General features: G+C 61.7%; 25 protein-coding genes. 9 read left to right on the top strand and 16 right to left on the bottom strand.

The genetic code is table 11. The features are described 5' to 3' along the window. Window positions 1–19: 19 nt before the first annotated feature. Window positions 20–1,171 carry a thiolase gene (locus OKW28_RS10885; protein ID WP_429445391.1) on the bottom strand — a complete coding sequence of 384 codons (1,152 nt, stop codon included), beginning with the start codon at window positions 1,169–1,171 and terminating at the stop codon, window positions 20–22. 59 nt (window positions 1,172–1,230) lie between these two features. Next, window positions 1,231–1,596 carry a Zn-ribbon domain-containing OB-fold protein gene (locus tag OKW28_RS10880; RefSeq protein ID WP_018425526.1) on the bottom strand — a complete coding sequence of 122 codons (366 nt, stop codon included), beginning with the start codon at window positions 1,594–1,596 and terminating at the stop codon, window positions 1,231–1,233. Window positions 1,597–1,983: 387 nt separating this feature from the next. Here OKW28_RS10880 and OKW28_RS10875 point away from each other — a divergent pair, with 387 nt between their 5' ends. From OKW28_RS10875 to OKW28_RS10855, 5 genes are read left to right on the top strand one after another with little or no spacing between them, the layout of a single operon-like run. Beyond that, complete coding sequence (locus OKW28_RS10875) at window positions 1,984–3,147, top strand: acyl-CoA dehydrogenase family protein (protein ID WP_187611767.1); 1,164 nt, start codon at window positions 1,984–1,986, stop codon at window positions 3,145–3,147. A 49-nt stretch (window positions 3,148–3,196) separates the two neighbouring features. After that, window positions 3,197–3,673 carry a MaoC family dehydratase gene (locus OKW28_RS10870; protein WP_090808761.1) on the top strand — a complete coding sequence of 159 codons (477 nt, stop codon included), beginning with the start codon at window positions 3,197–3,199 and terminating at the stop codon, window positions 3,671–3,673. 2 nt (window positions 3,674–3,675) lie between these two features. Beyond that, the gene (locus OKW28_RS10865; protein ID WP_184032199.1) at window positions 3,676–4,929 is read left to right on the top strand and encodes a CaiB/BaiF CoA transferase family protein; all 1,254 of its coding nucleotides are present in this window, start codon (window positions 3,676–3,678) and stop codon (window positions 4,927–4,929) included. 38 nt (window positions 4,930–4,967) lie between these two features. Continuing rightward, entirely contained in the window at window positions 4,968–5,732 is a 765-nt protein-coding gene (locus OKW28_RS10860; RefSeq protein ID WP_429445389.1) for a glucose 1-dehydrogenase, read from the top strand. A gap of 43 nt (window positions 5,733–5,775) precedes the next feature. After that, complete coding sequence (locus OKW28_RS10855; protein WP_429445387.1) at window positions 5,776–6,552, top strand: enoyl-CoA hydratase-related protein; 777 nt, start codon at window positions 5,776–5,778, stop codon at window positions 6,550–6,552. Window positions 6,553–6,620: 68 nt separating this feature from the next. On the opposite strand, the gene OKW28_RS10850 is transcribed toward OKW28_RS10855, so the two are convergent. Then, the gene (locus tag OKW28_RS10850) at window positions 6,621–7,730 is read right to left on the bottom strand and encodes a hypothetical protein (protein ID WP_429445385.1); all 1,110 of its coding nucleotides are present in this window, start codon (window positions 7,728–7,730) and stop codon (window positions 6,621–6,623) included. A gap of 224 nt (window positions 7,731–7,954) precedes the next feature. Between OKW28_RS10850 and OKW28_RS10845 the strand changes: the two genes are divergently transcribed. Continuing rightward, window positions 7,955–8,890 carry a FadR/GntR family transcriptional regulator gene (locus OKW28_RS10845; protein ID WP_429445383.1) on the top strand — a complete coding sequence of 312 codons (936 nt, stop codon included), beginning with the start codon at window positions 7,955–7,957 and terminating at the stop codon, window positions 8,888–8,890. A 67-nt stretch (window positions 8,891–8,957) separates the two neighbouring features. Here the strand turns inward: OKW28_RS10845 and OKW28_RS10840 are convergent, their stop codons facing one another. From OKW28_RS10840 to OKW28_RS10810, 7 genes are all read right to left on the bottom strand, one after another. After that, window positions 8,958–9,938, bottom strand: a complete 981-nt coding sequence (locus OKW28_RS10840; protein ID WP_429445381.1) for an NAD(P)H-dependent flavin oxidoreductase — start codon at window positions 9,936–9,938, stop codon at window positions 8,958–8,960. Window positions 9,939–9,971: 33 nt separating this feature from the next. After that, the gene (locus tag OKW28_RS10835; RefSeq protein ID WP_429445380.1) at window positions 9,972–10,751 is read right to left on the bottom strand and encodes an SDR family NAD(P)-dependent oxidoreductase; all 780 of its coding nucleotides are present in this window, start codon (window positions 10,749–10,751) and stop codon (window positions 9,972–9,974) included. A 55-nt stretch (window positions 10,752–10,806) separates the two neighbouring features. Further along, entirely contained in the window at window positions 10,807–11,601 is a 795-nt protein-coding gene (locus tag OKW28_RS10830) for an enoyl-CoA hydratase/isomerase family protein (protein ID WP_429445378.1), read from the bottom strand. Between the two features lie 78 nt (window positions 11,602–11,679). Continuing rightward, a complete protein-coding gene (locus OKW28_RS10825) occupies window positions 11,680–12,417 on the bottom strand; it encodes an enoyl-CoA hydratase (RefSeq protein ID WP_429445376.1) in 738 nt (245 codons plus the stop codon). A 19-nt stretch (window positions 12,418–12,436) separates the two neighbouring features. Then, window positions 12,437–13,597: an acyl-CoA dehydrogenase family protein gene (locus tag OKW28_RS10820; protein ID WP_429445374.1), complete on the bottom strand. Its 1,161-nt coding sequence runs from the start codon at window positions 13,595–13,597 to the stop codon at window positions 12,437–12,439. Window positions 13,598–13,675: 78 nt separating this feature from the next. Continuing rightward, window positions 13,676–14,887: an acyl-CoA dehydrogenase family protein gene (locus OKW28_RS10815; RefSeq protein ID WP_429445372.1), complete on the bottom strand. Its 1,212-nt coding sequence runs from the start codon at window positions 14,885–14,887 to the stop codon at window positions 13,676–13,678. A 3-nt stretch (window positions 14,888–14,890) separates the two neighbouring features. After that, window positions 14,891–16,825 (bottom strand): AMP-binding protein, encoded by a 1,935-nt coding sequence (locus OKW28_RS10810; protein WP_429445370.1) that lies wholly within the window; start codon window positions 16,823–16,825, stop codon window positions 14,891–14,893. 354 nt (window positions 16,826–17,179) lie between these two features. Here OKW28_RS10810 and bktB point away from each other — a divergent pair, with 354 nt between their 5' ends. Then, window positions 17,180–18,361, top strand: coding sequence for a beta-ketothiolase BktB (gene bktB, locus OKW28_RS10805; protein WP_429445369.1), 1,182 nt, complete (start codon window positions 17,180–17,182; stop codon window positions 18,359–18,361). A 40-nt stretch (window positions 18,362–18,401) separates the two neighbouring features. After that, a complete protein-coding gene (locus tag OKW28_RS10800) occupies window positions 18,402–20,057 on the top strand; it encodes an MBL fold metallo-hydrolase (RefSeq protein ID WP_429445368.1) in 1,656 nt (551 codons plus the stop codon). 87 nt (window positions 20,058–20,144) lie between these two features. Here the strand turns inward: OKW28_RS10800 and OKW28_RS10795 are convergent, their stop codons facing one another. Next, window positions 20,145–21,122: an NAD(P)H-dependent flavin oxidoreductase gene (locus OKW28_RS10795; protein WP_429445366.1), complete on the bottom strand. Its 978-nt coding sequence runs from the start codon at window positions 21,120–21,122 to the stop codon at window positions 20,145–20,147. A gap of 193 nt (window positions 21,123–21,315) precedes the next feature. Here OKW28_RS10795 and folE point away from each other — a divergent pair, with 193 nt between their 5' ends. Then, window positions 21,316–21,951 (top strand): GTP cyclohydrolase I FolE, encoded by a 636-nt coding sequence (gene folE, locus OKW28_RS10790; protein WP_429445364.1) that lies wholly within the window; start codon window positions 21,316–21,318, stop codon window positions 21,949–21,951. A 91-nt stretch (window positions 21,952–22,042) separates the two neighbouring features. On the opposite strand, the gene OKW28_RS10785 is transcribed toward folE, so the two are convergent. The 5 genes from OKW28_RS10785 to OKW28_RS10765 all read right to left on the bottom strand — a co-directional run bounded on the left by OKW28_RS10785 (window position 22,043) and on the right by OKW28_RS10765 (window position 25,224). Continuing rightward, the gene (locus OKW28_RS10785) at window positions 22,043–22,585 is read right to left on the bottom strand and encodes a nuclear transport factor 2 family protein (protein ID WP_429445362.1); all 543 of its coding nucleotides are present in this window, start codon (window positions 22,583–22,585) and stop codon (window positions 22,043–22,045) included. A gap of 11 nt (window positions 22,586–22,596) precedes the next feature. Continuing rightward, window positions 22,597–22,911, bottom strand: a complete 315-nt coding sequence (locus OKW28_RS10780; RefSeq protein ID WP_184064245.1) for a hypothetical protein — start codon at window positions 22,909–22,911, stop codon at window positions 22,597–22,599. Beyond that, on the bottom strand, window positions 22,908–23,105 hold the full coding sequence (locus tag OKW28_RS10775; RefSeq protein WP_429445360.1) for a hypothetical protein: 198 nt from the start codon (window positions 23,103–23,105) through the stop codon (window positions 22,908–22,910). Before OKW28_RS10775 ends, OKW28_RS10780 begins: the two co-directional genes overlap by 4 nt. 282 nt (window positions 23,106–23,387) lie before the next feature. Then, window positions 23,388–24,173, bottom strand: a complete 786-nt coding sequence (locus tag OKW28_RS10770; protein ID WP_429445358.1) for an SDR family NAD(P)-dependent oxidoreductase — start codon at window positions 24,171–24,173, stop codon at window positions 23,388–23,390. Between the two features lie 151 nt (window positions 24,174–24,324). Beyond that, on the bottom strand, window positions 24,325–25,224 hold the full coding sequence (locus OKW28_RS10765) for a LysR family transcriptional regulator (RefSeq protein WP_429446919.1): 900 nt from the start codon (window positions 25,222–25,224) through the stop codon (window positions 24,325–24,327). Between the last annotated feature and the right edge of the window lie 102 nt (window positions 25,225–25,326).

Below are 25,326 nucleotides of genomic sequence, written 5' to 3'. Positions count from 1 at the left end.
CGTGTCTCACAGCGTGTCTTTACAGGGTTTCCTGCGTCCCGAGAATCACCGTGGCCTGGCTCGAGAGCACACCACCGTTACCGTGCGCGATCGCCAGCTTCGCACCGGGTATCTGGCGCTCACCAGCGCGGCCCGTCAATTGCCGCATCGATTCTTCCATCAGGAACAGCCCATACATGCCGGGGTGAACGCACGACAAACCCCCGCCGTTCGTATTGACCGCGAGCCGGCCGCCCGGCGCGATGCCGCCGTCCGAAACGAAGCGGCCGCCTTCGCCTTTAGGGCAAAAGCCGAGGTCTTCGAGAAACAGAATGGTGTTGATCGTGAAGGCGTCGTACAGCATCGCGACATCGATATCGTTCGCCTTCACGCCCGCCATTTGATACGCACGCCTGCCCGATTCCGCTGCGGCAGTCACCGTGAGATCCGGCATGCTCGCGATTTCGCGGTGCGAAGTGGCCGAAGCCGCGCCGAGCAGATACACCGGCTTGTCGGTGAGATCACGCGCTCGATCGGCGCGCACCATGACGATCGCTGCCGCGCCATCCGTCACGAGGCAGCAATCGCGCACGGAAAGCGGATCCGACACGAGGCGCGCGCCCATCACGTCGTCGATCGACATGGGCGTGCGCATATACGCATCCGGATTCAGTTGCGCCCACTTGCGCGCGGCGACGGCCACCTCGGCCAGATGCTCACGCTTCGTGCCGTACTGGTACATATGACGCGCCGCCGCAAGCGCATACGACGACACCGGATTCATCGGCTTATACGGGCTCTCCCACGGCGAAGGACGCGACGACTGCACGAGCTTGCCCGCCGCGCTGCGCTGATTGCTCCCATATGCAATCAAGGCAACATCGATCTGTCCCGTACACAACGCCATGGCCGCCGTGTGCGCGTAGATTTCGAACGCCGATCCGCCGCTTCGGTTGTTGTCGGTGAACTTCGGGTTAATACCGAGGTATTCGGCAAACGTGAGACCCGACAGCATGTCGTCCGGCGTGCACACGAAAAGGCCGTCCACATCGCCAGGCGTCAGTCCCACCTGGGCGAGCGCGTCAACGGACGCACGCGCAGCAAGGTCCAGCGACGACAAGCCAGGTGCTTCCCCAATCCCATAGGTGGCGCCTGCCACCAGTGCGGTACGCCCGCGCAAGTTGAATTCCATTCCATCTACCTTTCATCGGTGTGACCGGCTGTTGACGGCCGGCTGCGGGTTAGCGGGCGTCAGGCTGGTTCGAACACAAGCAATGCCGCATCCCCTCGGTACACGATCTTCGCCTGCACCGGCATGCCAATGCGCACGGCCTCCGGCTCGATGCCCTCCACACAACTCAGCATGCGCACACCTTCTTCCAGATCGATCACTGCGACGTTGTAGCTGGGCGTGGGCGATTTCTGGCGCACGACGGTAGTGGAATAAACCGTACCCTTCCCGCAGGCTTCGACCCACTCCAGATCGCGCATCCCGGTAACCGGCTCAGCCACCCGCGGGTAGAAGACATAGCGGCCGCTGCCGCGGCTGCGCTGGATCATCAAGCGGCCCTCGGCCAGGAATTTCTGATAATCGACTTCAGGACAAAGAGAGTCCATTCCCCGCTCCTTCAAATCGTTTTGCCATGGGCTCGCGCCGAATCGAGCCGCTCTGTCGGGCCAAAATGGAACAAATAACCGAACACTGTTCCAAATATTAAACGCACTGGGAGCGCGCTGTCAACGGCGGGAAAGCCCTGCCGTGCCCCGCCGCGCAAGGCTGAAACTACATCCCGACCAAATTCCCGACGCACCTCGGACAAACCCGCGGGAGCCGGTTTCAGCGCTTGACGATCACCTGGCCCATCGTTTAATTTATCGAACATTGTTCATAAACGTGAAGACCTCGGATGTCATCAGGAAGTGGTCGGCGGGGGCGACGTATCCCCACTCCGGAGACGAATCCGGGGGGCCGGCCCGAAAAAACCGTTAGCAAGAGAGCTCGAAGTGACATACGAACTAACAGACGACCAGCTTCAGATCCGCGACCTCATCCGTCGCGTCGCACGGGAGCGCGTGGCGCCGCGGGCCGACGAGATCGACCGTACGGCCGGGTATCCGCACGACATGTACGCACTGCTCAAGGAACTCGGCCTCTTCACGTTGCCGTTTCCTGAAGCGTATGGCGGCGCCGGCAGCGTGATGTCGGCCTGCATCGCGGTCGAGGAGTTCGGGCGGGTTTGCTACAACACGGGCTATCTGCTGGTCGTGCAATGGACACCGTTCGGAGCCATTCTCGAAGGCGGCACGGAAGAGCAGAAGGCCCGCCTTCTGCCGGGGCTCGCCTCCGGTGACTTACGCGGTGCTCTCTCCATTACCGAAGCGCAAAGCGGCTCCGACGTTTCGGGCATTCGCACGACAGCGCGCCGCAAGAACGGCGGCTATGTGCTCAACGGCTCAAAGATCTGGTGCACGAATTCGCATATCGCCGACTTCATTCTCGTCGCCGCCAGGACGCTCGACGAGGAAGGACAGGCGCTGGGCATCAATCTTTTCATCGTCGATCGCAACACGCCGGGCCTGACGATCGGCAATGAAGAAGACAAGATGGGCGCGCGCGGCGTGGCGTCGTGCCCCCTTTATTTCGACGATGCCTTCATCCGCGCGGAAGACCGTCTCGGCCCGGAAGGCGGCCAGGGGTTCAAGGTGGCCATGGAGGCGCTCAACACGAGCCGTCCCATCGTGGCCGCGCGCGCGGTTGGCATCGCGCAGGGCGCGATCGATCACACCGTCAAATTCATTCAGGACCGCGTTGCATTCGGCCAGAGCATCAGCAACTTTCAGGGTGTGCGCTGGATGATCGCTGACATGGTCACCCAGACCGAGGCCGCGCGCCAACTCGTCTATCGCACGGCGTCGCTCGTCGATGCGGGCGTTAGCGGCCGTGAACTCGCCCCAATGGCGGCGATGGCGAAGATGTTCGCGTCGGATGTCGCCATGAAGGTCGCGACCGATGCCGTGCAGCTATTCGGCGCCGCAGGCATCTCCAACGAGTACCCGATCAACCGTTATTTCCGCGACGCGAAGGTGGTGCAGATCATCGAAGGCACCAACCAGATCCAACGCAACATCGTCGCGGACAGCGTGCTAGGCCGCATCAAGAAGAACTGACAACGACAGCTCAGCTAACAGCCGAGCCGACAACGACAGAGGACAGGCAATGGAAGAAATCGAAACGGTTGGTCTGGGAATTCACTGGGAGGACCTGCCCGTTGGACGCAAGTTCAAGACCGTGGGCCGCACGGTGACAGAAACGGATGTCGTGAATTTTGTTTCGGTGACCGGCATGCTGGAAGTTCTGTTCACCAACACCGAGTTTCTTCGCGAGCAGTCGGCCATCAAGGGGCGCGTCGCGCCGGGCGCGCTAGTCTTCACGCTGATGGAAGGGCTGCTCACGCAGGCCACCATGCAGGGCGTCGGCTTCGCGTTCCTCAACATGGAACTCGACATCAAAGGCCCGACCTATGTGGGCGACACGATTCACGTGGAATGCGAGGTGATCGAATGCAGGCCTAGCAAGGGGCGCCCCGGACTTGGGCTGGTGCGCACCCGTAACCGCGTGATCAGGCAGGACGGCACGGAAGTGATGGTGTACACGCCGCTCAGACTCGTTAAAGGCAAGGAGTACAAGGCCTGAGCATGGAAAATCCCCAACAACCCCTCGAACCGGCGACCGGCCCGTTAGCCGGTGTCCGCGTGATCGACCTGACCATCAACGTGCTCGGTCCGGTCGCCACGCAGCTACTCGGCGACATGGGCGCGGACGTCATCAAGATCGAACCGCCCGAAGGCGACCAGAACCGCAAGAATGGCCCTGGCCGCAACCCCGACATGGCAGTGTTCTATACGATCATGAACCGCAACAAGCGCAGCGTGATCCTGAACCTGAAGCAGGCCGAATGCCGCGAAGCGCTGCTCAAGCTCGTCGAGACCGCCGACGTCATCGTGCACAGCATGCGCCCGAGCGCCGCCGAGCGCCTCGGCATCGACTATGAAACCGTGCGGGCGCGCAACCCACGCATCGTGTACGCGTCGGGTGCCGGCTATCGAATCGACGGACCCTACAAGGACCGCCCCGCTTTCGACGACGTGATTCAGGGCGAAACCGGCATTGCCGCGATGAACCGCGACGCGGACGGCTCGCCGCGATACTTCCCCACCGTGATCGTCGACAAGTTCTGCGGCTACGTGCTGGCGTCGTCAATCGGCATGGCGCTCTATCACCGCGAGCGGACCGGTGTCGGCCAGCTCGTCCATGTGCCGATGTTCGAAACGATGCTGCAATTCAATCTTTTCGAGCATCTTTGGGAAGGTGCGCTGGGCTCCAATGACGGAACCGGCCTGGGCTATCCGCGCATGTTCTCGCCGCACCGCCGGCCCTACGCGACAAAAGACGGGCATATCTGCCTGCTCGCCGTGAATAACGAGCAATGGCGCCGCGTGCTGTGCGCAATCGATGCAGCGCATCTGCTCGACGACCCGCGCTTCCACCACATGGCCGAGCGTATGCGCAACATCAGCGAGCTGTATCGCATCGTCGGCGACGCCATCCGCAACAAGACGACTGCGGAATGGAATGCGATCTTCGCCTCGGCGGACGTGCCGCACGGTCCCGTGCGCGACCTGAAAGACCTGATGCACGACGCGTACATCAAGGAGACCGGGTTCTTCCAGCGCTTCGAGCACCCGACCGAAGGCGACATGGTCATGACTTCGATACCGGTGCACTTCTCCGAGTCGCCCGGCAACGTTCGCTATCTGCCGCCGAATCTCGGCGAGCACAGCATCCAGGTTCTGGTCGAAGCGGGATATAGCGCGGACGAAGCGAGCGCGCTCCTCGCCCGGGCCACAGGAAGGGGCGAAGCCGTATCGGAAGCGCTGAGCAAGGATTAACTGGCGCGACAGCGCCTCGCACATCACGGAGGGAATCAATGAAGGGGCTCAAGGAGAAGGTCGTCGTCGTCACTGGCGCGGCAGGCGGGATCGGAAGCGCCATCAGCAGACGATTCGGCGACGAAGGTTCGACCGTCGCGCTGTTCGACCTGAACGAAGAAGGCGCCGCGCGTGTCGCGGCGGAAATCGAAGCGGCGGGCGGCAAGGCGCGAGCCTACCGCGTCGACATCACGGATCACGAAGGTGTGCATGCCGCGGTGGCGAGAGTCGAGGAAGAACTGGGACCGATCGAGGTTCTCGTGAACAACGCCGGCTGGGACATGGGTGCGTTCTTCCTGCAAACCGAAAAACCGTTCTGGGACAAGGTGGTGGCGATCAATCTGTACGGACCGCTGAACATGCACCATGCCGTGCTGCGACGGATGGCCGAACGTGGCCGTGGCCGCGTCGTCAACATCTCGTCGGATGCGGGACGCGTGGGCTCCTCGATGGAAGCGGTGTACTCGTTCTGCAAAGGCGGCCTCATCGCCTTCACGAAGACGATGGCACGCGAAATGGCCCGCCAGATGATTCCCGTCAACGTCGTTTGTCCTGGCCCGACCGCGACCCCGCTTCTCGACAACCTCGCGCAGGGTGAGAAAGGCGAGCGCATCAAGGCCGCCCTCGTGAAGGCCGTGCCGTTCGGCCGCATGGGCGAACCTGGCGACATCCCGGGCGTGGTTGCCTTTCTCGCGAGTGACGACGCCGCGTTCATCAGCGGTCAGGTCATCAGCGTGTCGGGCGGTCTGACGATGGCTGGATAAACGGCTCCGCGAACGCGATCAACCAACAACATTGGAATATGACATGGAATTCAAGGACATCGGCTATCAGGAGGCGGACGGGATCGCGACGATCACCATCAATCGCCCGAAGGTGTACAACGCGTTCAGCGCCGACACCGTTGAGGAGCTCATCAAGGCCTTCGGCCTCGCGGGATGGAACAAGGATATCGGCGTCGTGGTGCTCACGGGCGCCGGCGACAAGGCGTTCTGCACGGGCGGCGACCAGTCCGGCGACGGCTACAACGGGCGCGGCACTGTCGGCCTGCCGATCGAGGAACTGCAAAGCATCATCCGCGACATTCCGAAGCCCGTGATCGCACGCGTGAACGGCTATGCAATCGGCGGCGGCAACGTGCTGGTGACGCTCTGCGATCTCGCCATCGCTTCCGAGACCGCGGTCTTCGGTCAGGTCGGCCCGAAGGTCGGGTCGGTCGATCCAGGCTTCGGCACCGCCTACCTCGCGCGCATCGTCGGCGAGAAGCGCGCGCGGGAAATCTGGTACCTGTGCCGCAAATACAGCGCGAAACAGGCGCTCGACTGGGGTCTCATCAATGCCGTCGTGCCTGCGGAACAACTCGACGCCGAAACGAAGAAGTGGTGCGACGAGATTCTGCAGATGAGCCCCACCGCTATTGCGCTCGCAAAGCGCTCGTTCAATATCGATACCGAGAACATCCGCGGCATCGGCGCGTTCGCGATGCAGGCGCTTGCGATGTACTACGACACCGACGAATCGAAGGAAGGCGGCAATGCGTTCCGCGAAAAGCGCAAGCCGGAGTTTCGCAAGTACGTGAAGTGACCGGCGGAAATGCCGGCAGGGCGACGCTCAGCTTCGGCGTCGCCCTTTGCGCATCCGCGCGCCGAAGTTCAGTATTTGCGGAAGTTCACGCCGACACGCGTGCCAAGCCCCGGGAGCCGGTCCATCGGGCGGCTGCCATGCTCCGGGGCGGCTTCGCCCCATGCGAACCACACGTCAGGCTCGCGCGCATCGCCCACGCGCCGCCAGCGGCCGTCCACCTGCGGATTCTTGAGCGTCCCGAGACCGACCAGACGCCCGCGCGGATCGGGCATGAACTCCCACTCTTCGCCGAACGCTGAGTAACGGATGCCTTCCTGCCAATACCCATTCGCGCCGAAATCGATGGTGCCCGTCACGTCATAGGTAAAGCGCACCTCGCCCTTCTCGTTGCCGAGAATCGCGAAGCCGAACATGTCGTTACCGAGCGTGAAGTGCCCGAAGTCGATGCTGCCATCCTTATAGCGCGTCGCCCACGTGTACCAGACGAGTTCCAGCTTCTCCTGCACCAGCGCATCTTTCGTCTTGTAGATCTCGCCGCCCTCGTACATATGGATCGGATCGAAGCCGATCATGCCGCGCACCTTCTTTCCGAGTATCGTCCCTTCCATCTCGAAGATGTTCGCGACGTAGTACATGCCCGCGTCGCGGCCCGGCAGATACCAGTGCATGCCGGGCTTGACGAGCTTGCCCTTGATATCCATGCCGTTCTCTTCGTACCAGCTGCAATCCTCGGGCGTCCAGGTGACGTGAAAGCGATTGCCGCGCGCCTGCGGGTGGCTTCGCCAGTGGATGCGCCCCTCTTCGAGCGTTCTTGCGAATCCATCGTTCGGCACCGATTCCTTGCCTACCGGATGCATATGCATGCCGTCGTCGTGGCCGAGCGTCGTGCACAGGTAGAAACGCCGCCGCGTGTCCTTCGCGTCGGTCCGCAGGCCAGCGGGAATCCGCCGCATCGGGCAATAGATCTCGCCATCCTCGTCGCGCAGCGTTCCCCACAGGTAGAGTGCTTCGGGCGGCATGCCGAAGTATGCGCGGTTGGACAGCATGTCCTCGATGGTGGGCTCGAAGGCGCTGACAAGAGGCTGCCAGCCAAAGTCGCCGCGGCGCGGCATGGATAGTTTGGTGTCGCTCATGGTCGTTACACCCGTCACGATGGTGAAGTGGTTGGAGCGGCTCACTATAGGTATCCTCGCGCGTGGCTGAAAACCGGTCGATCCGCTCGTCTGGCCACGAGCACGCCCGGCGCGCGATCAGCACAGGGGCACAGGAGCTAACGTATTGATTTACCGGCTTTCTCTGCGGTCCGGAAACGCACGCTGCCTGCGCGCACGAAAGCTTCGTTACACGTAACGATCATGTGCGATATATTGAACGCCGTTCGCATTTAATACTGAACTCGGACATGCCAAAGTCGTCTGCCGAACGCGTCGCCGCTTATCGCACCCGCAAGAAGGCCGAAGGCATGGTGAGCCTGACACTGGTCGTCCCGGCAGCCGACGTCGCCCTCTTCAGCCAGTTCGCCGCGCAACGCCGCGAAAAGCTGCGCGACAACAGACATCCTGCCCAAGCCCCGCGCCAGCAGTGGCTCTCGATGCTGACCGCGATGACGCCTGCGCTGCCCCAAACTGCCGGGTCGCGCCGCAAGCGCAATGCGATCGGCGCACCGATCACGCGGACGCAGACGCTCTTCATGGCGCTGCTGAAGCACATCATCGATCTGGGATGGCCGGCAGGACTACCGCTCGGCTCCGAGCAGGAATTAATGAAGGTCCATGGAGTAAGTCGCGCTGCGTTGCGCGGAGCGATCCGCTTGCTCGAGCACCACTCCATCGTGAGGGTGCAGCGCGGCACCGGAGGCGGCGTGATCGTCGCCCAGCCGGACCTGAGCGCGACGATGCAGGCAGTCAGCGTCTTTCTGGAGTATGCGGGCATCGCGCCGCGCGATATTCTCGCGACGCGCCGCACGCTCGAACTGGCCGTCCTGGATCTCGTCATCGAACGGCTCGACCATGAAGGTGAGCGACGCGTGCACGACCAGGTTCAGGCCGAGGCGCCACTCGACGGTCGTGCCGGCGCCGATGAGTTGCTGCGATTTCATTTCCTGCTCGCCGAACTTTGCGGCGATCCCGCACTGCGTCTCTTCGACGGCATCGTCCTGCAACTTGCCGATGCGCATTCCACGTTTCATCGGCGCAGCCGAACGGACCGCGACCGCGTCGTGGAGAGGATCAAGGAATATCATCGCGAGATCGCGCGCGCGATCATTGCCCGCGATAAAGAGGAGGCTCGCAGGCAAATGGCCGACTACATCGCGGGGATCAGGACGTGGCTAGAGTAGCGGCAGCGCTGCGCTTGCCTGCCCGCCTCAACGGTCACCGATCTTGAACCGTGGCCGTGCTAGCCGTCTACGTCGTCAGCCTGCTCAACCGGTTCGACGCCGCCACCGCGTCGTCGATCATCTCGTCGAAAATTGCCTCGACTTTCCTGACCGCGTCGGCAAACACCGCAGCATGGCCATAGTCGATCATGCCCTTGCGCGTGTCACCAGTCACGTAAGCCTGATGCGCGAGTGCGCCCATCACGTGAGGGCGGAACTGCTCGAACTCGCTCACCTGCGCGCGATCCAGTTCCATGACCACCTCGGCGCTCTCGTTGCGCAGCACGCGATGATGATCGCGAATCGCAGACTTGACCACGACGCTTTCGCTGCCGTCGCCCGCCACCACCTTCGCCTTGACTTCAGGATGAATCCACAGCTCCTCGGCGACCATCATGCGCGTGCCCATGATGACCGCGTCGGCGCCCATCGCCAGCACGCCCGCAAGCTGTCGCCCGATGCCGATGCCGCCGCCGATCACAACCGGCAAGCCGATTTCGCGCGGCGCCTGCGCGGCCTGCACGATGCTGCCGATCTGGTAGATGCCCGGATGGCCGCCGCACTCATTGCCGACGACGATCACACCGTCGACGCCCATCCGCACCGCCGTATGTGCATAGCGCACGGCGGGCACCTTGTGCAAAACTTTGATGCCCGCCTCCTTGAGCAACGGCACGACCGCGTCGGGGCTCGCACCGGCGGTCTCCACGCAGGCAACGTTCTCTTCGATCAGAATGCGGATCTGTTGCTTGACGCGCTCCACTCCGCCCGCTTGCCGCGATATGTAGAGATTGACGCCGAAGTTCTTTGCATCGGTGAGTTCACGACAGGTGCGCAACTCGTTGCGGAATTCGTCGGAATCGGGAAAGCCCGCCCCGACAATAAAGCCCATGCCGCCTGCGTTAACGACGGCCGCGACATACCGCGCGTCGGACACGCGCGGCCCAAGACCGCCGCAAAGTATCGGGTGACGAATGCCGAGCAGATCGGTGATTCGCGTTCTGAACATCTGGGGGCGCACGATGTCCTTCCCTCCTGCAGGTCAGCGAAACGAGATCGTGTGGCCGCCATCCACCGCGATCGTCTGGCCGTTGATATAGCCGCCCGAACGCGATGCGAGCATCACGGCTAGCCCAGCGATCTCGTCGACCTCGCCGAAGCGCTGTGATGGATTGCGACCACGGTACCATTCGACCATCGCCTCGTCCTCCCATTGCGATCGCGCCATCTCGGTCTTGAAGGTGCCAGGCGCGATGCAATTGGCGGTGACGCCCTTTGCGGCGAATTCCATCGCGAGGTTTCTCACGAGCTGCATGTCGGCGGCTTTGGTGAGCCCGTAGGTTCCCGTCACGGCATCGCCGAACAGGCCAACCACGGATGCCACCGAAATAAAGCGCCCATAGCCACGCTCGATCATGCCGGGCACAGTCATCTGCGCGAGCCAGATATTGCTCTGGACGTTGACCTGCATGAACTTGTTGAACGTTTCGTCTTGCAGATCGAGTGCCGAGCCTATCCACGGGTGAATCGCGGCATTGGCCATCACGATGTCGACTCTGCCCCACTCGCCGTTCGCCGCAGCCACGAGACCTTGCAATTCCGCTTTACGGCCGATGTTGCAGGCAAACGGCAAGGCCACCCGAGTTCCGACCTTTTCGTTGATGGCTTGCGCGGCAGTTTCGCAGGCGTCGGCGTTACGGCCGGAAACGACGACTTTGGCGCCATGTTCCGCCATGCCGAGCGCACTGGCATAGCCAATGCCGCGACTCGATCCGGTGACGATTGCGACCTTGTCCGTGAGGTCAAAAAGCGATGAGGGCATACGTACTCCGCAAAGATGGAGGCTTGTCGATGAAAGCAAGGTTCACCGGGCAGGATCAGGCTTGCTTGCGTTTCTGCTGGGCGATGAACGCCGACGCGATCTCGTGATGCTCGTCGCTGAGCGTCGCCTCCAGTTGGCGTGCGAGGGTCGTGTCGAGCATCTGGGCCGCACTGCGATGGAGATGCAGGTTCATCAGCTTCTTGGTTTCGCGCAGTGCGTGGCGCGGTTGCTTGAGCAGCTTTTGCGCAAGCGTCATAGCCTCTTCCATCAGCTTGTCGGGCTCGACAACGCGATTGGCCAGACCGAAATCAACGGCTTGCTGCGCTGTGATGCGATCTCCAGTAAAGATCAGTTCTTTCGCCCGCAGCAGACTGGTGTAGAGCGGCCACGACACGGAGATCCCATCACCGACGACGAGACCAATGTTGATATGCGGCTCGGCGAGAAAAGACTTCTCCGACATCAGAACGATATCGCACAGCGTAGCCATCGTCGCGCCCCAACCGACGGCTGGCCCGTTGACGGCGGCAATCAGAGGAATCGGCACGTCGATGAAACCGTGGATCGTCTGCCGCGCATTCTCCTGCACGCTGCGAGCAAAGTCGGGGTCGTCGAGCGTCTTGACGAAGTGATTCATGTCTCCGCCGGCGCTGAACGCCCTTCCCGCACCGGTGAGAATCCCGACGCGCGCCTCGGGATCCGAGGCTAGCGCAGCAAAAAGCTTGGGGTAACTGAAGAGCATCTCGGTGGTCGACGCGTTCAGATCGTCTGGTCGATTGAGCGTAATGATCCGCAGGCCGCCGTCGGCCGTCACCTGAATGTCGTCTGGAAGATCGTAGAAATTTGCCATGCGAGTCCCCTCAGGGCGAAATTGTTGATTGAGCCAGCGTCACGGCCCTCGCGTCGCGCGCTTCGGTCAGGCAAGCGATTATTTCCCCACCTGCCACGCCATGCCGCCGCTTTGCCTTCTTTGCGCCAAAGCAGCCTTCTCGATCCGCAACGCCTCTTCCAGCGAAGCTAGCGCACCCTGATCGATCACGCGCTTGACCGTCGCGACGAGGTCGGGTCGGCGGCTCGCGATCGTCTTCGCTAGTGACGCTGCCCGCTCCATCAGTTGATCGTGGCTGAGCACCTCGTTCACGAGGCCGATGCGCAACGCGGTGGCCGCGTCAATCGGATCGCTCGTCAAGCTGAACTGCTTCGCCCACCGCGGACCCACGATATACGGCAACCTCGCGGTCATGCCGCCCCCCGCGAGCGCGCCGATTTTCGTGTGCGTGTCGGCAAAGCGCGCACGCTCGGACGCGATGATGAAATCGCACCCCATTGCAAGTTCCAGCCCGCCTGTAACGGCAGCGCCGTTGACCGCCGCGATTACCGGCTTGGTGATGCGCGGCCACATATCGATCATGTCCGCGACCCGCGTGCGCGGCGCATCGGGCGCGGAAAAATCATTCAGGTCGAGCCCAGCACAAAAGGCCGGATCGGCGCCCGTCACGATGAGGACGCGCAGGCTTTGGTCCGCTTCGAAACGATGCAATGCGTCGACCAGCGCTTCGGTCAATGCGAGGTTCAGTGCGTTGCGGGCCGCGGGCCGGTTCAGTGTCAACGTGAGAACCGTTCCGTCACTCTGCACGCCGAGCAGATCGGTTGCTTTCGCGTTCATGGCAATGCCTCAAAAGGGTTCACGCCGCCGCGACCATTGCCTCGTGCTGAATCTGGCGTGCGTAGCGATTCAGGTGATAGTCCGCGTTGCCGAACAATGCGTCGAGCACCAGATGACGGCGATAGTGATGTCCCACCTTGTATTCATCCGTGATGCCGTAGCCACCGTGCAACTGGATACCCTGTTGCGTGACGAACTTCGCGCTACGAATGGTCTGTGCCTTGCAGCCCGAGATTTCGACGCTCCGGTTCTCCCTGTCCTCGCTGATAGAGAGCAACGCACGGTGCAGTGTTGCGCGCGCCTGCATCGCTTCGATCGCCATGTCGGCCATCCGGTGTTGCAGCGCCTGGAAGCTGCCAATCGCCACCCCGAACTGCTTGCGCGTTTTCAAGTATTCCGACGCGAGCTCGATAGCGTCTTCCATATCGCCCACCAGTTCGGCACAGATCGCAACGACCGCTTCGTCAACGGCGGCCTGCAGTCCTTCGAACGCTCGCCCAGCCTCACCCAGAACATTCGATTCTGCGACGATCACACCATCGAGCAGCAAGTCGGCAGATGGCGTGCCGTCGAGCAACGCGCAAGTCTTCAGCGCCACGCCTGCCTGCTTCGGATCGACGACGAAAACCCCGATGCCGTCCGTGGCATCGGCTGCACCCGCCGCTCGAGCGACGACGAGCAGACGGTCTGCAACGGGCGCTCCAACCACGAGCGTCTTATAGCCGTCCAGCCGCCACGACCCGTCCTCTGTCTTCTTCGCGGTGGCCGTCACGTAATGCACCTGACCCCGCGCTTCACGTTCACTTTGCGCGACTGCATAGACAGTCTCGCCCGAAACGATCTCGCCAAGTATCGCCTCGCGCTGCCCGTCTCGCCCGCAGCACGTGACAAGTGACGCAGGAAACACACCACACATCACGTACGGCTCCAGCACCAGCGCGCGCCCGATCTGCTCGGCCACGATGGCGCTTTCGACTGACGAAAAACCGAGCCCGCCCAATTCATCCGGCACCGCGACACCGAGCCAACCCATTTCGCCGAACCTACGCCACGTCTCGCGCGAAAATCCGCCTCCTTGCGAAGCAAGATTGCGACGATGTTCGAACGTATAACTCTTTTGCAAGAAGCGTTGCGCGCTTTCCTGCAACATCCGCTGTTCGTCGCTCAACTCGAAGTCCATGCTGCACCCTCTTTATGCCGGCAATTGATGCGATCCCACGTCTCGGGGATCGAAGACCGTTCGTGACTCGATACGGCGTCAAAGATCGAACAGTGCTTTGGCGATGATGTTTCGTTGAATTTCGGCCGTCCCGCCATAGATCGAGCAAGCCCGCCGATAGAAGACCTCTGCCGCCAGGCCTGGCGCGTATTCAGGTCCGATGAACTGGGCCACGCGCAGCTCTCGCTCTTCATTCGGATCGGGATAGAACACGGCGCCATAATCGCCGATCACCTCCAGCAGCATCTCCGTGAGCTTCTGATGGAGTTCAGATCCGCGCACTTTGAGCATGGATCCGATCGCCATACCGCCGCTGCGCTCGTCTATCCCTTGATGCAGGATTTTCTGCACCGCCATGTCGATAGCGCGAACCTCCAATTCGTGCTGCGCGAAACGTGCCGCAAACGTCGGATCCTGAATCAATGGCTTGCCGGCCATCCGTTCGCGCGAGGCGTAGTGCCGGATCTTGCGCAGATAGCGCTTGAGGGCAGGCGCTTCAGCGCCAAGAAACGCCCGCTCGTTAAAGAGCAGAAACTTGGTGTATCCCCACCCCTTGTTGACCTCGCCGATAAGGTTTTCAGCGGGCACACGCACGTTGTCGTAGAAGACTTCCGCCAGATGATGGCAGCCATCGAGCGACGCGATCGGCCGTACGGTAACGCCCGGCGACGACATGTCGAGCAGCAGGAAGGAAATGCCCTTTTGTGGCTTCGCTTCGCTATCCGTGCGGACCAGCACGAAATTCCATTGACCGTAGGCGCCGAAGCTGGTCCAGATCTTCTGTCCATTGACGATGTAGTGGTCTCCATCGCGAACCGCCGTCGTACGTAGCGATGCAAGATCGGAACCCGAGCCCGGCTCTGAAAAACCCTGTACCCAGAACACTTCACCACGCTGGATAGGAGGAAGAAAGCGCCGCTTCTGCTCTTCGTTGCCAAACTCGCAAATCACGGGTCCGACGAGCGACACGCCCGCCTGATTCTGTATCGGTGCGCCTGCCAGATAGCATTCTTCCTCGAAGATGTAACGCTGCATCGCGGTCCACCCCGTGCCGCCGTCAGCAACCGGCCAATGCGGCACCGACCAGCCGTGCGTTTCGTGCAAGATGCGAGTCCAGCGCTGTGAATCGTCGTCACCTGCCAGAAAGCCCTGCTGCCCGCGAAAGGCCAGGTCGGCCGGCAAATGCTCGTTGAGGAACGCACGAACTTCTCTGCGGAACGCGATGTCCGCGGGATCTACGCGAAAATCCATTGTTTAGCTTCCAGCGTTTTCAGTACGTTGAACTCGATCAGCGCCCGCTGCTGCGCCAGCGTTGCCGACCAATGTGCGCGGCGTGGGCGGCACGCAATAAAGCTCGTCCACGACACCGCGCCGTCGCTCGAGCACATTGCGTTGGCTGATTGCGCTCTTTGCACTCAATTCGCCGTTATCGAGCGTCGGCTGCTCGCTTTCGAGCACGATGCGCGCAATGCGCGTAGAGCTGCCGCCAGGACGCGCGGCGAGCTGGTCGAGTCCGGTCTGGAAGAACGCGCGCACGCCGCGGCTGTTGACGATCTGGTCGGCGCCCGGCATCGGATCGTGAAGGTCGTCGCAAAGCGCACGGCACGCTTCGATGTCAGGGAAGACGAGCGCGGTCAGGTAGTCGCGGTCGTGCCCGGCAATCACGATATCCCGCGCATACGGGCCCAATACGTTCAGCGCGTACAGTCGCAACTCGGCGACGTTGACCCAAGTGCCCGAGGACAGCTTGAAATTTTCCGCAATGCGTCCGTCGAAGCGCAGTCCCAGTTCGAGGCGCTGCGGGTCGATGAACGTTGCTGCGTCACCGGAGCGGAAATAGCCTTCCTCGTCGAATGCGGCGGCGGTGCGCTCGGGATCTTTCCAATAGCCGGGCGTCACACAGTCGCCGAGGAAACGGATTTCCAGCTTCGCGCCGACCGGCGCCACCTTCACTTTGACGCCGGGCACGGGCAACCCCGCAATCGCTTCCCGTCGCGGATCCCAGGCCGCCGATAGCGGCGTTGGGCCTGCTTCCGTGCTGCCGATGCCCGACATGATGAGCACACGCTGGCCGATGGTACGCACTGCGAGCTCGTCGAGTTGAGCCCAGATGTATTTCGGCAGACTTGCGCCGCCGTAGTAGATGAGCGCGAGTTTGCTAAAGAATTTCTCGCGCAGTGCCTTGTCCGCCTGCAGATGCGGAATGAGCGAGGCCAACCCTTGCGGCGTATTGAGGTAGACCGCCGGCGCGATTTCACGCAATGCCTGCACCGTCGGGCCAATTTCCTCCGGCGTTGGCTTGCCTGGGTCCAGGTAGTAAGTCCCCCCGCCGTACAGCACCATGCCGAAGTTATGCGTGCCGCCAAAAGTGTGATGCCAAGGCAGCCAGTCGACGAGATCCGATGGCCCGTCCTGAAGAAACGCGAACACCTGGGCGACTTGCTGTCGATTGCTGCACAACATGCGCTGCGGGTAGATCACGCCTTTCGGTGCGCCTGTCGTTCCCGAAGTAAACATGATCTTGCCCACCGTATCCGGGCCGACTGCCTTGAATGCCTTGTCGACGTCGGCTGTAACCGGCGTCTTCAGCCACTCCGCGACGCGCGAACCGCCACGACCCTCCGGCAACGGACCAACGACGACACATTCCACGTCGCCGAACACCTCACGCAATGCGCGGCCATACTGCGCGCCGTCATCCGCGAAGACGAGGCCGGGCGTGCATACGGCCGCGAGTTGCCTGAGCTTCGAAAAGTCCTGCGATAACAGCGAATACGCGGGCGTCACCGGGATATAGGGAATCCCGACGTGCAATGCGGCGAGCGCGAAGAGCGCGTGTTCAAAGCTTCGATCGGAAAGAATCATCAACGGACGAGACGGCGACAATCCTCGATCGAGCAGCGCCTGCCCCAGCGCACGCGCACCGTCGAACGCCTGGCGGTAGGTCAGAGACTCCCACGACTTGCCGTCCGGCGTCCGCCGCGCAAGCAACGCGCGCTCGGGCGTGACGCTCGCCCAGTGTTCGAGCCGCTCCGTCAAGCGGATCGGATACGCCTGGAGCGGTTCCTTCAGTTCATACACCACGCTTCCGTCTGGCCTTCGCTCGACGATGGCATCCATGCTGCCGACGCGAATCGGGCGAAACGGCACATCCATCAGAGCGTCGTGCGAAGCCGTACCTGCATCCATCTGAGTCGTCCTGTTGTTATCTGGCAAGTCATGTCCCGCGAGCGCTCGCATCGCCTTCCGATACCTGGAAATGTTGCGGGCCAAGTTCAACCAATAATTGAACGTCGATCATCTTGCTGAACCAGAATAACGCGAAATCCCAGCCACGTCTATCCGTTGTCACCCACAAGGAAGGCCTGATAGCACACACGCAATCTGGCGCGAATGACGCGCGCAATGTCCGGCACGATCGCAGCCTTGCGCATCGCACAACAACGTGGACAGAAAACAAGAAATGCGCTACTTTCCGAACACCATTCGTATTGTTAAACACGACACCGGATCGTAACCGATTACCGGAACCAAGGAGCCATCATGTCGGAAGAGGTTGTCGTCACCGCTGCCGTTCGCACCGCTATTGGAGACTTCGGTGGCGCGCTATCGAGCATTCCGCCCACGACGCTAGGCGCAACGGTCGTTCGCGCGCTGCTCGAGCGTTCGAATCTGCCGGGTGACGAGGTGGGTCACGTGGTGTTCGGCAACGTGATCCATACCGAGCCTCGCGACATGTATCTCGCGCGCGTCGCCGCGATGGAAGGCGGCGTCAGCGCGGATGCACCGGCGCTGACGCTCAACAGGCTATGCGGCTCCGGCCTCCAGGCAATCATCTCCGCTGCGCAAGCTATCGCGCACGGCGACACGGAAATTGCGATCGGCGCTGGTGCAGAAAGCATGTCGCGCGCAGCATACGTTGCGAGCGGCGCGCGTTGGGGTTCGCGCATGGGCGACATCCGCCTGATCGACATGATGGTCGGCGCGTTGACCGATCCGTTCAGCGCTTGCCATATGGGTGTAACCGCGGAGAACGTCGCGAAGAAGTACGGCATTTCGCGCGACGACCAGGACCTGCTCGCCGTCGAATCGCACCGGCGCGCTGCGCAAGCTATTCATGACGGCAACTTCCGCGAGCAGATCGTGCCCGTAGCACTGCGCACGAAAAAGGGCGAAACCGTATTTGACACCGATGAGCATGTGCGGTCGGGCATGACCATCGCCGATCTCGCCAAATTGCGCCCGGCGTTCCAGAAAGACGGTACGGTGACGGCCGGCAATGCGTCGGGTCTCAACGACGGCGCGGCTGCAGTCCTGCTGATGGCCCGTCGCACCGCCGAACAACGGGGCCTTCGTCCGCTTGCGCGACTCGTTTGCTGGGCTCACGCGGGCGTTGATCCGCAATACATGGGCATCGGCCCGGTCCCTGCGACACGCAAGGCGCTGCAGCGCGCGGGTTTGACCGTCGCAGATCTCGATGTGATCGAAGCGAACGAGGCGTTTGCCGCTCAAGCTTGCGCCGTGGCGAAGGAGCTGGAATTCGACAGCGCAAAGGTCAACCCGAACGGATCGGGCATCTCGCTCGGCCATCCGATCGGCGCAACCGGCGCCGTCATTGCGGTCAAGGCCATTCACGAGTTGCATCGTTGCGGTGGCCGCTATGCGCTCGTGACAATGTGCATCGGCGGAGGTCAAGGCATCGCGGCCATCTTCGAGCGCATTTAGGGCTTCTTACAGCGTTATCCATTCAACCACAGGGACATACGTGGTACGCCCCGAACAACTGCTCCACCTGCAACGGCAGCCGGTGGCACCACGCCCCGCTGCGACGATGCTCTTGCTACGCGACGCGCAATACGAGCGTTCGCGCGCCATTGAAGTGCTGATGACACGACGTTCGGCGCAAGCGAGCTTCGCGCCGGGCGCGTTCGTCTTTCCTGGTGGCGCAATCGACCCGTCCGATGAACGAATCGCCGGCGGCGTACGACGGCGCCCCACGCAAGACGATACTCAAGCGGTTCAGGCCGTGGCCGCCATTCGGGAAACATTCGAAGAGCTCGGTGTGCTGCTGGCATGGCGACACGACGGCGGTTTCGTCGACGACCACGATATTGCGAGGCTAGGCCGCGCAACAGCGACCGAAGACCATTGCTCGCAGCACGGCCTCTCACTCGCCGCGGATCGGGTCTATCCGTTTGCGCATTGGATCACCGATCGTGACCTGCCGCGGCGCTTTGACGTGCAGTTTTTCGTGGCGCGCATGCCCGTCGGTCAAACCGCTGTCGCGGACGGCGCCGAGCAGTTCGAACCCGTGTGGCTCCGTCCCGACGAGGCACTGGCGCGTCATGCCTCGGGCGACTTCACGATGATCTTCCCGACCGTGCGAACGCTCGAACGCCTTCGCTCGTTCAACTCGGTTGATGCACTGCTCACGGCTTGCAGGTCCGAAAGGTCGCTGTGGAGCAGTTGTCCGCGCGGTGGGTTGAGCTCAGGCAGTGTCGTGCGCTGCATGGAAGGTGACCCCTCATACGGGGAACTGCGTCTCGTGTGCCCCGACGGTCAGGTGCTCCACTCTCTGGATTGGCGATCGACGGAAACCGCCCCGCTTCTGAGAAACGTGATGCGGTTGACCGCCAGCAACAGCGGCTTGATGACGGGCCCCGGCACGAATAGCTACATCGTCGGCACGGTGGCGACCGGCTTCATCGTGATCGATCCGGGGCCGGACGACCAGGCGCATCTTCAACGCATCTTCGCGGCTACGGGCGGCGATATTCGAATGATCGTCTGCACGCACTCCCACGTGGACCACGCACCCGGGGCGAGGCCACTGCAGTCCATGTGTCCGCACGAGCCACCAGTCCTCGGTCGTTCGGCCGGGCTTGCCGACAGGGCCAGCCATCACTTCGTTCCGGACCGCGAATTGCTCGATGGCGATTTGCTGACACTCGCGCATGACGGCGAGACGCATCGATTGCTCGTCGTCTCGACACCGGGGCACGCAAGCAACCATGTGTGCCTGGTCCTTCTGGAAGACGGACTGCTATTCAGCGGCGATCACATTCTGAATGGCAGCACGACCATCATCGATCCTCCCGACGGCAACATGACGGCGTACCTTACGTCACTCGACCGGGTGAACGCGATTTGCACCGAACGTGAGATCGACTTTATTCTGCCCGCACATGGGTACGTGCTGGACCGACCGCATGACCAGATCGCCCGCCTCAAGGCACACCGTCTCGCCCGGGAAGCAAAGATCGCCGGCGCGGTAAAGGCACTGCCGACCGGTTCGATCGACGACTGGCTGCGTCTTGCTTATACCGATGTTCCCGAAAGGCTCTGGCCAGCGGCATCCCGGTCGCTGCTGGCGCACCTCGAACGACTCGACGAACAAGGTCGTCCGACTTCGCAGGCCTGATTGCGATCGTAATACATGCATCGGCTGCCACGCCCGCTAAGACCGGGGGCGCGGGCAGCCTTGTTCGACGGCCGTCCTGTTGCGGACTCAGCTCTCTTCTACAAGCGCGGCCAGCCGGCCATGAATGAGTGCGCGCGCCTCGGCGACCATCCGACTCACGAGTTCCGCGCAGGTGGGAATATCCTCGATAAGCCCGATTGCGAGGCCAGCCGGAAACGTTCCGTCCTCGGTGTCACCCGTCTCGTACACTCGCTTACCGCGCTCACCGCTCACCAGCGGCTTGAGATCCGCAAACGTCACACCCTCTTTTTGCTCGAGTTCCAACACTTGCTCCGCTACCGAATTCCTGAAGATACGCGACGTGTTCTTCAGCGTGCGGAAGATCAGCGCCGTATTGCGCTCGTCATGCTCTACGAGCCTGCGCTTGACGTTCTCGTGAATCGGTGCCTCCCGCGTTGCCATGAAGCGCGTACCCATATTGATCCCATCCGCGCCGAGCGCGAGCGCGGCGACCATGCCGCGCGCATCGGCAATGCCGCCTGACGCAAGCATCGGAATATGCAGTTTCGCGGCCGCGGCCGGCAACAGGATCAGATTGGGCACGTCGTCCTCGCCCGGATGTCCGGCGCACTCGAATCCGTCCACGCTCACGGCGTCGCAGCCCAACGCCTCCGCTTTCAGCGCGTGACGCACCGACGTGCACTTGTGGATGACCTTGATTCCCGCAGCCTTGAATGCAGGCATATAGGGCTCGGGATTGCGTCCCGCCGTCTCGACGATCTTCACACTGTTCTCCACGACCGCTTGCACGTACTCGTCGTACGGCACTGGCTTGATCGTCGGCAGAATGGTCAGGTTGACAGCGAACGGCTGATCCGTCATTGAGCGAACCCGAGCGATCTCGTTGCGCAGCGCCTCGGGCGTGGGCTGCGTCAGAGCAGTGATGGTGCCGAGCGCACCGGCGTTCGAGACGGCGGCGGCAAGTTCAGCGCGACCCACCCACATCATGCCCCCTTGAACAATGGGGTATCGGATCCCAAGCAGCTCTGTAATGCGCGTTTTCATGTGCTGATCCCTGTGTAAGTGCAACCTGATCTTTCGATCCGCAATGGTCGAACCTCGCGTGTAAGATGCGCCGGACGTTTGTATTTACGAACACCGTGCAATTATATACACTTCCTCCACATCGCCGACACTCGTGTGCCGCACTCGCGGACGCCGATGCGATTGCACGAGGCATGAATGATCAGGAGAGTTGATGAACAAACGAGACAATCAGATTGGCGCTGAGGAAGTGTCGATTCGCCCCACGCGGGATCAGGCGGAAGAAGCCGTGCGTACGCTGATCCGATGGGCCGGTGACGATCCCGAAAGGGAAGGTCTCGTTCAAACACCTGCACGCGTCGCGCGCGCATACCGCGAGTTCTTCTCGGGCTATGACTCCGATCCGATGCAGATTCTCGCCACCACGTTTTCCGAAGTGGATGGCTACGACGAGATGGTGGTGCTAAAGGACATCCGTTTCGAGAGCTACTGCGAACACCATATGGTGCCTATCATCGGACGTGCGCACGTTGCCTACTTGCCCGAGCATCGCGTGGTCGGCATCTCCAAACTCGCGCGCCTCGTCGATGTCTATGCCAAGCGCCTACAGATTCAGGAGAAGATGACCGTTCAGATCGCCGATGCGCTGAACACCGTGCTGCAGCCGAAGGGAGTCGCTGTCATTCTCGAAGCTGCGCATCAGTGCATGAGTACGCGAGGCGTGCACAAGCCCGGCGCATCGCTGGTGACGAGTCGAATGCTGGGCGCATTCCGTGACGATCCTTCCACCCGCCGCGAGTTTCTGTCGATTGTCGGTCACGGCACGATTGCGCCATTACCCAATAGCTGAAAGCCAACGTCGGCTTCCTGCCGACGTTGGCTTTCATGGCAAATCGATCCTGGTATCCGTGGCAAGCGTCGTTGCAGGCTTGCGTCTGGCCTTAAACCTCGCTGGGTTGGCGCGTCTTTAAAGGCCGTTCGTAAGAGACGTCTTCACGATTTCGTGCACTGACGCCATTGCCCATCAGGATTTCGCGCCACGCAGTGGGCACTTGCGCAGGGGTCAGTTCGTTGATCGCTTCGGAGATGCAGACACGGGCGGCAATCGCCCATACGCCATCACGCTTTTCGAAGCGGTCGATATAGCGCCCCACCGCTAGCGTGTCTGGCTTGACGCGATTTTCTCCGAAGAAAAGCCAGTACGTCTCCCCGTGCGCCTCGTCGCCCTGCAATTCGACGCTGTGATTGAACACCATATGGTGGTGCGACAACTGATGCTCGGTATGATACGCAAAGGCCCAGTCAACGAATTCCTCTGCATCCCCGACGAATGCGCCGTGGTCGTCGATTGCGTCCGGATGGTACGCCGACAGCGTCAACTTCCGGTCCATGCGATCGACCCCGCGGCAATAGCGGTGCACGCATTCGAGTATGTCCTGCTTATCCAACAGTGCTTCGACGCGTGCGCTCAGTTCTTCATTCATGGCTTCTACCGTTAGATAGTCATGGCGACAAAAAAGACGACCGCACCGATCACGGCGCCAATGAAGCAACAATCCTCGCCTGTCGACAAATCGGCTTCCTGCGCTCGCGCACGGCTCGCAATCGCACATCCGATGATGCCCGCCAATGCCGTCGCCCCGAGCACGGCAAACATCATCACGACGTCGAAGAGTGCGGACCGGCCTAGCTCTTCCATGCGCAGATCGCGTTGCAGCAGCCAGACCGCGGCCGCCGAAATCGATAGGAGAATGAGTGGGAGCCATACTCTACGCGCTTCTCGAGCGCTCTCGCGAGTCAGCGTTTTCATCGCGCCCGGCCCTCCGTCCGCAGCTTGCCCAGAATACGAGGCGCCATTGCGCCCAGCACGCGCGCCGCCCAATTCGATTGCTTTGCGCGAGCCAATTCGTCCGACGACGGAGCGCCCTTTTCAGCGCGCTGGCGACGATAGTCGTACGTATAGTCCGCAAGAGGACCACGTAAATCGCTGTCGAGAAAGTACATCGCATGTCTCCGATCAGGCTAATGCCTCTCGGGCGCTTGCATGGCGCCTCTTGATGGACATCCTAGGTCATGGAATATGGTTATGCAACAGGTCGTTCAATTAATGACGTCGGTGTTTTCACTACCCGACCAGGCACAGACCGACGCGCATGCGCGAGCGCCCGCTGCACACATGGACGTGTGTGCGAACGGGTCGGCAATCAATCGGGGAAAGGCAATTGCAGCGCTAAGCCGCGTTCTCGACGCAGCTTGGCGATTCGAACATGACACGCAGACGAGTAATCAGGAGACCTGGAAGCCGCCGTCGACAGCGAGAAGCTGACCGGTGACATAGTCCGATGCCGGCGACGCGAAAAACAACACTGCCCTCGCGATATCGGAGGCGACGCCGATGCGGCCCAGCGGCATGCGACCAGGTTGGGTGATCGGGCCGTGAGCCTGATGAACCTTCGTCGATGCGGCCGCGCCCTCGGTTGCCACGCCGCCGGGCAGCACGGCGTTCACGCGAATTCCGTCTGCTGCGAATTCGAGCGCTGCCACCTTGGTGAGGTTGTTGACACCCGCCTTCGACGCGCCGTAGTCACCGTTGTCGAAAATCACCGGCTGCAGCGAAGCCACCGACGAAATATTGATAATGGAACCGCCGTTTTTGGCACCTTGCATTCGCTTGATCGCTTCGCGCATGCAGAGGAAGGTGCCGCGCAAGTTGATGCCGAGCACCTTGTCCCACTTTTCTGCCGACGTCTCGACGAATTGCGTCTTCGGATAGATGCCCGCGTTGTTCACGAGAATGTCGAGGCGCCCAAGTTTGGCCTGCACCGTTTCGTACATCGCAAGAATCGACGATTCATCGCCGATGTCCACTTTGATCGCGATAGCCTTGCCAGACGCACTTTCGATTTGCCTGGCCGTGTGCTGCGCCGCTTCCTCATTCAGGTCCGCCGCGACCACCGCCGCGCCGGCCGACGCCAGCAGCAAAGCCGTCTCGCGGCCGATGCCTGAGCCTGCCCCTGTTACCACCGCCACTTTCTGATCGAGATTGAAAAGACTCGCCACATTCGTGCTCATTGCTCCTCCTTTGGCTCGCCGCGCGAGCGGGTTGTTTTCTGAACGTCATTCGCAAAGATAAACACACCACTTTGGAGTGTCAAGATGAATGAGAAGCGGATGACGAAAGGAGCAGCATGGACGAAGCTGTCGAGCAGTGCGATTGCGCGTATCACCCCGCCGGCGGCGACGCGATATCGCGCATGATGTCGAGCATCGAACGGTGGTAGGGCTTGTGAGGTCTATCGGCCCACACCAGCGACACCTCAGTTTCGCCTGAAGCCGGAACATCCTCGATGTCGACGAAGGCGACACCCTCCACGGGCAGGTATCGCGCCGAGTCCAGCATCAGACCGATGCCCAGTTCATGAGACACGAGGTTGAGCATCGTGTATGGATGGCGCGCTTGCTGGGTCACCCGCGGCGACAGCCCCGCCTCGCGGCGCGCTGTCTCGAACGCAGCGAACAGCGGCTGCGACATCTGCTGAGGGAACATGATGAGCGGGTATCGCGCGAGATCCGCGATACGAATTGAAGGCTGCGCCGCCACGGGCCACTTCGCCGGAACCGCGGCCACCACACGCAGACGCTCGATGACCACGCTTTCCAAACCGGAGACGTCCGCCGAGCTGGTGACTACCACGCCCAGGTCGATGCTGCCGTTTTTCACGCTGGCGACGGTCAAAGCACTGCCGCGCTCGATCAACCGGACGTCAACGCCCGGCCATTGCTTGCGAAGCCCCTGAATGGCTAGCGGCATGATTCGCAGCGCACACATCGGCACGAACGCTACGCTCAGGCTCGCCAGTTCGTCGGCGGCTTGCCGCACGCGCCGCTCGGCCAGCTCCGCTTGCGCGATCAGTGGCTTCGCTTCCGCGAGCAACGCGGCTCCGGCGGCTGTGAGCGAAACGCCTCGCGGTGTACGTTCGAGCAGCTTGATACCAAGCTGCTCCTCCAGCCGCATGATCGACTGGCTGAGCGGCGGCTGCGCCATGCCCAGGCGCGCAGCCGCACGGCCAAAGTGCTGGGTCTCCGCAACCGCAACGAAGTGTCTGAGATGCCGCAATTCCATGACGTGATATGGCTTTGATATCGGGTGTCCCCAGCATATCGCCTTTGTCCCGTTGCGGTGCACTACGGACGAACCCTAGTCATATCGGGTGCGCACTATCTT

Origin of the sequence: Paraburkholderia sp. 40 (assembly GCF_050434105.1) — a bacterium.
Taxonomy (GTDB): Bacteria; Pseudomonadota; Gammaproteobacteria; order Burkholderiales; family Burkholderiaceae; genus Paraburkholderia; species Paraburkholderia tuberum.
The sequence above is the reverse complement of the archived record's forward strand: the minus strand, read 5'-3'. Positions and strand labels throughout refer to the sequence as shown.

Coding starts and splice junctions, on each gene's coding strand:
- OKW28_RS10810 (WP_429445370.1), bottom strand. CDS start 16,825: ATGGATGCAGGTACGGCTTCGCACGACGCTCTGATGGATGTGCCGTTT.
- OKW28_RS10885 (WP_429445391.1), bottom strand. CDS start 1,171: ATGGAATTCAACTTGCGCGGGCGTACCGCACTGGTGGCAGGCGCCACC.
- OKW28_RS10855 (WP_429445387.1), top strand. CDS start 5,776: ATGGAATTCAAGGACATCGGCTATCAGGAGGCGGACGGGATCGCGACG.
- OKW28_RS10770 (WP_429445358.1), bottom strand. CDS start 24,173: ATGAGCACGAATGTGGCGAGTCTTTTCAATCTCGATCAGAAAGTGGCG.
- OKW28_RS10860 (WP_429445389.1), top strand. CDS start 4,968: ATGAAGGGGCTCAAGGAGAAGGTCGTCGTCGTCACTGGCGCGGCAGGC.
- OKW28_RS10785 (WP_429445362.1), bottom strand. CDS start 22,585: ATGAATGAAGAACTGAGCGCACGCGTCGAAGCACTGTTGGATAAGCAG.
- OKW28_RS10865 (WP_184032199.1), top strand. CDS start 3,676: ATGGAAAATCCCCAACAACCCCTCGAACCGGCGACCGGCCCGTTAGCC.
- OKW28_RS10765 (WP_429446919.1), bottom strand. CDS start 25,224: ATGGAATTGCGGCATCTCAGACACTTCGTTGCGGTTGCGGAGACCCAG.
- bktB (WP_429445369.1), top strand. CDS start 17,180: ATGTCGGAAGAGGTTGTCGTCACCGCTGCCGTTCGCACCGCTATTGGA.
- OKW28_RS10840 (WP_429445381.1), bottom strand. CDS start 9,938: ATGTTCAGAACGCGAATCACCGATCTGCTCGGCATTCGTCACCCGATA.
- folE (WP_429445364.1), top strand. CDS start 21,316: ATGAACAAACGAGACAATCAGATTGGCGCTGAGGAAGTGTCGATTCGC.
- OKW28_RS10795 (WP_429445366.1), bottom strand. CDS start 21,122: ATGAAAACGCGCATTACAGAGCTGCTTGGGATCCGATACCCCATTGTT.
- OKW28_RS10835 (WP_429445380.1), bottom strand. CDS start 10,751: ATGCCCTCATCGCTTTTTGACCTCACGGACAAGGTCGCAATCGTCACC.
- OKW28_RS10820 (WP_429445374.1), bottom strand. CDS start 13,597: ATGGACTTCGAGTTGAGCGACGAACAGCGGATGTTGCAGGAAAGCGCG.
- OKW28_RS10815 (WP_429445372.1), bottom strand. CDS start 14,887: ATGGATTTTCGCGTAGATCCCGCGGACATCGCGTTCCGCAGAGAAGTT.
- OKW28_RS10775 (WP_429445360.1), bottom strand. CDS start 23,105: ATGTACTTTCTCGACAGCGATTTACGTGGTCCTCTTGCGGACTATACG.
- OKW28_RS10845 (WP_429445383.1), top strand. CDS start 7,955: ATGCCAAAGTCGTCTGCCGAACGCGTCGCCGCTTATCGCACCCGCAAG.
- OKW28_RS10830 (WP_429445378.1), bottom strand. CDS start 11,601: ATGGCAAATTTCTACGATCTTCCAGACGACATTCAGGTGACGGCCGAC.
- OKW28_RS10825 (WP_429445376.1), bottom strand. CDS start 12,417: ATGAACGCGAAAGCAACCGATCTGCTCGGCGTGCAGAGTGACGGAACG.
- OKW28_RS10780 (WP_184064245.1), bottom strand. CDS start 22,911: ATGAAAACGCTGACTCGCGAGAGCGCTCGAGAAGCGCGTAGAGTATGG.
- OKW28_RS10880 (WP_018425526.1), bottom strand. CDS start 1,596: ATGGACTCTCTTTGTCCTGAAGTCGATTATCAGAAATTCCTGGCCGAG.
- OKW28_RS10870 (WP_090808761.1), top strand. CDS start 3,197: ATGGAAGAAATCGAAACGGTTGGTCTGGGAATTCACTGGGAGGACCTG.